The sequence below is a fragment of the Fusibacillus kribbianus genome (genome assembly GCF_030053595.1).
Lineage (GTDB): Bacteria > Bacillota > Clostridia > Lachnospirales > Lachnospiraceae > Lientehia > Lientehia kribbiana.
This window is the reverse complement of sequence record NZ_JASGBQ010000044.1, coordinates 1-4,639: the sequence shown is the minus strand read 5'-3', so window position 1 is coordinate 4,639 and position 4,639 is coordinate 1. Positions and strand designations below refer to the sequence as shown.

General features: G+C 41.6%; 6 protein-coding genes. 5 read left to right on the top strand and 1 reads right to left on the bottom strand.

The annotated features are described in order from the left end of the window. Positions 1–534 precede the first annotated feature (534 nt). From QJ036_RS14035 to QJ036_RS14015, 5 genes are all read left to right on the top strand, one after another. On the top strand, positions 535–1,488 hold the full coding sequence (locus tag QJ036_RS14035; RefSeq protein WP_283231963.1) for a site-specific integrase: 954 nt from the start codon (positions 535–537) through the stop codon (positions 1,486–1,488). Between the two features lie 135 nt (positions 1,489–1,623). Next, positions 1,624–2,034: a hypothetical protein gene (locus QJ036_RS14030; RefSeq protein WP_283231962.1), complete on the top strand. Its 411-nt coding sequence runs from the start codon at positions 1,624–1,626 to the stop codon at positions 2,032–2,034. 700 nt (positions 2,035–2,734) lie between these two features. Further along, positions 2,735–3,610: a replication initiation protein gene (locus QJ036_RS14025; RefSeq protein ID WP_283231961.1), complete on the top strand. Its 876-nt coding sequence runs from the start codon at positions 2,735–2,737 to the stop codon at positions 3,608–3,610. Positions 3,611–3,630: 20 nt separating this feature from the next. Next, positions 3,631–3,801: a hypothetical protein gene (locus QJ036_RS14020; RefSeq protein WP_283231960.1), complete on the top strand. Its 171-nt coding sequence runs from the start codon at positions 3,631–3,633 to the stop codon at positions 3,799–3,801. 1 nt (position 3,802) lies between these two features. Beyond that, positions 3,803–3,964, top strand: a complete 162-nt coding sequence (locus QJ036_RS14015) for a hypothetical protein (protein ID WP_283231959.1) — start codon at positions 3,803–3,805, stop codon at positions 3,962–3,964. Between the two features lie 427 nt (positions 3,965–4,391). On the opposite strand, the gene QJ036_RS14010 is transcribed toward QJ036_RS14015, so the two are convergent. Continuing rightward, positions 4,392–4,616, bottom strand: a complete 225-nt coding sequence (locus QJ036_RS14010) for a hypothetical protein (protein WP_283231958.1) — start codon at positions 4,614–4,616, stop codon at positions 4,392–4,394. Positions 4,617–4,639: the final 23 nt, after the last annotated feature.

Below are 4,639 nucleotides of genomic sequence, written 5' to 3'. Positions count from 1 at the left end.
AAATCATCAGCCATTTATACGGGTAATCTGCCTCAGCACATCTTATCTCAAGTCTTATCTTTTTAATCAGTTTCACAATTAAATTTGCAATCCATCTCATAGTCTTTTTCCCTTATTTTTTTTATTTTTATTCAAAACAACCATATAGAAAATAGTATATCGCAGGCTGGAGAAAACGGAAATAATTTCCGTTTGCAAAAATCCTCATATTTTATTTGATTGAAATATAGGAGTATGTAAGACCTTAATGGTTATCCTGGGCCTACAGGATAACCAGTTAAGGCAGAGAAAACAGGGGAAAACCGGGTTATTTTTATCCTCCCGAAAGCCAAGGGAGGATAAAGAAATAACCTGGTTAAGGCACAGGAAAAGCATACAGGCCAAGTATGCAGGGCGTCAAAATGACTATATATCGAGATCGACTCGAAGACTCCAACCCACCAGTGCAGCGTGAGCACCCAGACAAGGTCAGTCTATAAAAGACCGGCGGAGCAGCTTAACAAAAGACCGAGTCGATGCGGCAAAGGAGTAAATATGGGTAAAACAAACAGCGTACAGTATGACCTTCTGCAGGCGGCGCTACCACAGACTGCCAATAATAACACAACAAAAACATATAAAAGATCGATCAAAGCTTTCGGCATCTGGGCAAGAGAACAGGGCTATAAAAATGTTCAAGCGATCCGGGATGCTGGATCAGTGGCGGTACTACAGCAATACGAGCAGTTTCTGGAGCTTCAGACGAGCAGCCCGGCCAGCATACATACCCGGTTGGCCCCAATCTGCAAGGGACTAGGAGTGTCTATGGCCGACATAGATAAGCCCAAGCGCGGCGCAGAGAGCCTTTCCAGGAGCCGGGACAGGGAAAATAACAAACAAGGTAAAAAAGAGGCTATATCAGCCAAATACGCGCGCCTGGTGGCCTTTCAGAGCGCTGTAGGTATTCGCCGGGCGGAGCTGGCCCGGTTGAAAGGCGGCGATCTGGTGACGGACCAGGAAGGTTGCTTATGTATCCGAGTAATCCGGGGGAAGGGCGGCAAGAATCAACTTCAAAGGATTTTGCCTCAACACCAGGGCACTGTCATACGCATCATGACTGCGATCCGTTCGGATCAGCAGGTCTTTTCGGCGGAAGAAATGGCAAATTGCATTGATTTGCACTCCATGCGGGCAGAATTGGCGAGAGATGCCTATGTCTATTACGCGAATCGGCTGCAAACGGAGCCGGGATATCGAGATCAGCTTCGTGGAGAACTGCAGCGGCGCTGGCAGAGCTGTCAGAATCAACGCCGATCCGGGGCCGCATGGCAACGGTTCCGGAGGGAACTGTACAGTCAAGAGCCATATAAATTGCGCGGTGCCAATCGACAAGCTGCAGCTAATCGCGGGCGTCCGGTGGAATACGATCGCCTGGCTATGATGGCCGTCAGTGTTTTCCACCTGTCACACTGGCGTCTGGATGTCACTGCGGTCAATTACCTGGCGTAGCTGCAGCTGCAAGCTCCCCGCCTGGATAACCAGGCAACGCTTGCCGGGGGAGACCCCTGGACCCCTTGTGTACCAGACAAGCTTTGTGATACAATGTTTTAACGGTTTTTTTACCGTTAAAAAAGGGGGTTTAATATGGGAATGACTATAAAAGACTACGCTGCCGCTAGGGGAAAAACCGTACAGGCAGTGTATAAGCAGATCCATGCCAAAGAAAATGCCGAAGTAAAGAACCATATATGCAAAGAAAAAAGGGGTAATAAAAGCATTCAGGTGCTTGACAATGAGGCTATTAAGATCCTTGACTCTGCCAGTCGACAAGCTCCGGTTATTATAAATCAAACCGCTAAGGACACTGAGCTTGAAAATTTTCGGCTTGAGAATGAAAATCTTAAAATCAAAATTATGGAGCTACAAGAAAAACTGATCAGCGCTCATGAGAAAATAGGCTGCTTGCAAGAGCAGCTGCTTCTTTCTGATCAGAGGCGGCATGAGGAATCAGCAGATAATAAAAGGAGTTGGTGGCAGCGTTTTGTCGGTAAATAAACTTAACTCTTTTCAATACTTGGTTTTACAGTTTTAAAATAGCTTATTGTGGCAGTAATACCATTGTAGTATAATCAACAACGTTGTCTCCCTAATCTGGCAACAGAAAGGGGGTGCGCCAGTTGGATTTATTGATTTCGTTATATGTCTCTGTTGTGGCGAGTGTAGTTGCCTACTACATTTGCAAATGGTTGGACGGAGATGAGTAAGACAACCAGCCTAAAAGATTAATCCACTTTACGGAATAGAAAACCCCGGAGGGTGCCACCTCCGGGGTTTTCGTCTGTCCAGTTGGACATTGATTTCGTTTTGCCTACTGGCATTATAGCATATGCTCTCGGCAAAATCAAGTATCCCCAACTTCTACTATTTGTAAACTGTGGATTTACTAAATACGGCTCACATGGTGGGGTAAAGATAGATATAAGTATGTACGTTTATATCGTTTAAACCGTTTAGGGATAGAAAAAAGCCGGAAAACCGCATAAATACTGGGTTTTATAGTTTTTAAAAAAGACGTTTACATACTTAAAAAAGACGTTTACATACTTTAAAAAAGACATTTTCATACTTAGCTGCAACTTTAAAAAAGACATTTTCATACTTAGCTGCAACTTTTAAAAGACATGTAAAAATAAAAGACGTTATATATTGTAATATGTCTTTTAATATGCTATAGTGTCTATCGGAGGGGTGTGCTATGTCAGATGAAAAGAAAAATATAGATAAAAGAGACAGTTTGAAAGTTATCACATCAAATGAATTCATTTTGGCAAGAGAATTATCTAGCATGAGTTTAAAAGCTCGAAAATTATTATATATTACAATCGCTCAATGCAGAAAAGGTGATACAGGTTTTTTCGAGTATTCAATTACTATACCAGAATTTGCAGAAATGATGGGAATCGCTGCTACCAATGTTTATCAAGAGGCTTTTTCGATAACAAAAGAACTGGCTGGGGCCTCAATCACAATTTTGCCTAAAGGCGGAAAGCGTTTTGAACATTATCCACTAACTGCAAGATGCAGATATGATGAGGCTTCCTGCATTATAATACAACTAAATCCGGCTATGACAGATCTATTACTTAATCTCAGAGGGAGCTTTACACAACCGTTGCTACATGATTTTGTTAAAATGAGATCTCCGTACAGCATGGCCCTTTGGCATTTAATGCAAAAAGAAATGCACAGCCGAAAGCCTGGTCCAGAGGACTGCATTGAGTTTGAAATATCATTGCAAGAACTTCGTGAAGTCACTGGTACTCAAGGAAAACTACGACAGATTGGAGAATTTAAGAGTCGTGTTTTAGACAAGGCGTTGAGGGAAATTCGTGATAACTGCGGAGTGACTATCACATATGAAAATATTAAAGAAAGTAGGACTATTAAGGGCTTTCTATTTAAAGCTGTATCAAAATATCATATTAATCAGACCAAGATTAAGCCTGAAACTATAGCAAAAGCAGATGCATTTGAGCAAAAAAGAATTAGGGAAATGACTGATCTGGAAAAGGCAGAGTACGATCGGCTTACAGAGGGGGCAGAGCAGCTCTCCTTGGATGATTATTTTTAACGCAATAGGAGGAAAGGCTTATGAAACTAATAGGAGACAGCGTACAGTTCGAGAGTAGGTACAGTGAGGTGGATGCTTTATCCGCTGTTCTCGGGCAATGGTGCAAAGAACACCCGGATGCTGATCGGAATCAGAAAGAGGCTGCAGAAAGATTACAGCACCTATTAGATGTTCTGTATATGGAGTGGTGAGATGTGCAAAGAAAAATCCATAAAACTTGCAATTAAAAATACTGTCTACAACAGCGAGGGAAAAGCCGTTGTAGAAATAAACGACAAATGGAGAGATGAGAAAGAATGGGATGACCTATTCAAGCAAATGAAAAAGGAACAGCAAGAGGAAAGAGGCAATTAAAAGCCTCTTTTTTACGTCAATCAGTACAATTCTGTTATACAATATTTCTTATATCACTTTCTACAATGTTGAACCGTAGGAATTCTGGAATCGCATTACGCATAGATTGCAGCTTTATCGTATCATCTTTACAGGCAGAGCACATAGCTAATACACTCGCAGGATATAGCGTCGACTTAAGCTTGTGAGACCGTATATCATCATACTCAGTACATATAGGGACGTCGTTGACCCTGCTTATATAGTCGAGCATGGCAAGCAGATAGAAGCTCTCTGGATACCATTTCCGATCATAATAAATTCGGATTTGATGACATTCTAATGTTTCTACAATGAAATCAATATCACCTAACTTTTTTACACGATGGCATACGTTGCTTTTAAATAGTTCAAAGCTGATACGTTCATAATTCATATTCCACGCCTTTCATTTATCTTCATCGTCAAGTGTCTCAAGGAGTTTTCTCAATTCTTCAAAATATTCCCTTTTAATTCTTGCAGCCTCCTCGGGAGTGTGTCGCATATAAAAGCTTGGTAAAAAACACCCCTCGTAAATCATCAGCCATTTATACGGGTAATCTGCCTCAGCACATCTTATCTCAAGTCTTATCTTTTTAATCAGTTTCACAATTAAATTTGCAATCCATCTCATAGTCTTTTTCCCTTATTTTTTTT

What these genes read in the sequence shown, in the direction of transcription:
- QJ036_RS14015 (WP_283231959.1), top strand. Translation starts at nt 3,803, where the DNA reads ATGTGCAAAGAAAAATCCATAAAACTTGCAATTAAAAATACTGTCTAC.
- QJ036_RS14030 (WP_283231962.1), top strand. Translation starts at nt 1,624, where the DNA reads ATGGGAATGACTATAAAAGACTACGCTGCCGCTAGGGGAAAAACCGTA.
- QJ036_RS14010 (WP_283231958.1), bottom strand. Translation starts at nt 4,616, where the DNA reads ATGAGATGGATTGCAAATTTAATTGTGAAACTGATTAAAAAGATAAGA.
- QJ036_RS14020 (WP_283231960.1), top strand. Translation starts at nt 3,631, where the DNA reads ATGAAACTAATAGGAGACAGCGTACAGTTCGAGAGTAGGTACAGTGAG.
- QJ036_RS14035 (WP_283231963.1), top strand. Translation starts at nt 535, where the DNA reads ATGGGTAAAACAAACAGCGTACAGTATGACCTTCTGCAGGCGGCGCTA.
- QJ036_RS14025 (WP_283231961.1), top strand. Translation starts at nt 2,735, where the DNA reads ATGTCAGATGAAAAGAAAAATATAGATAAAAGAGACAGTTTGAAAGTT.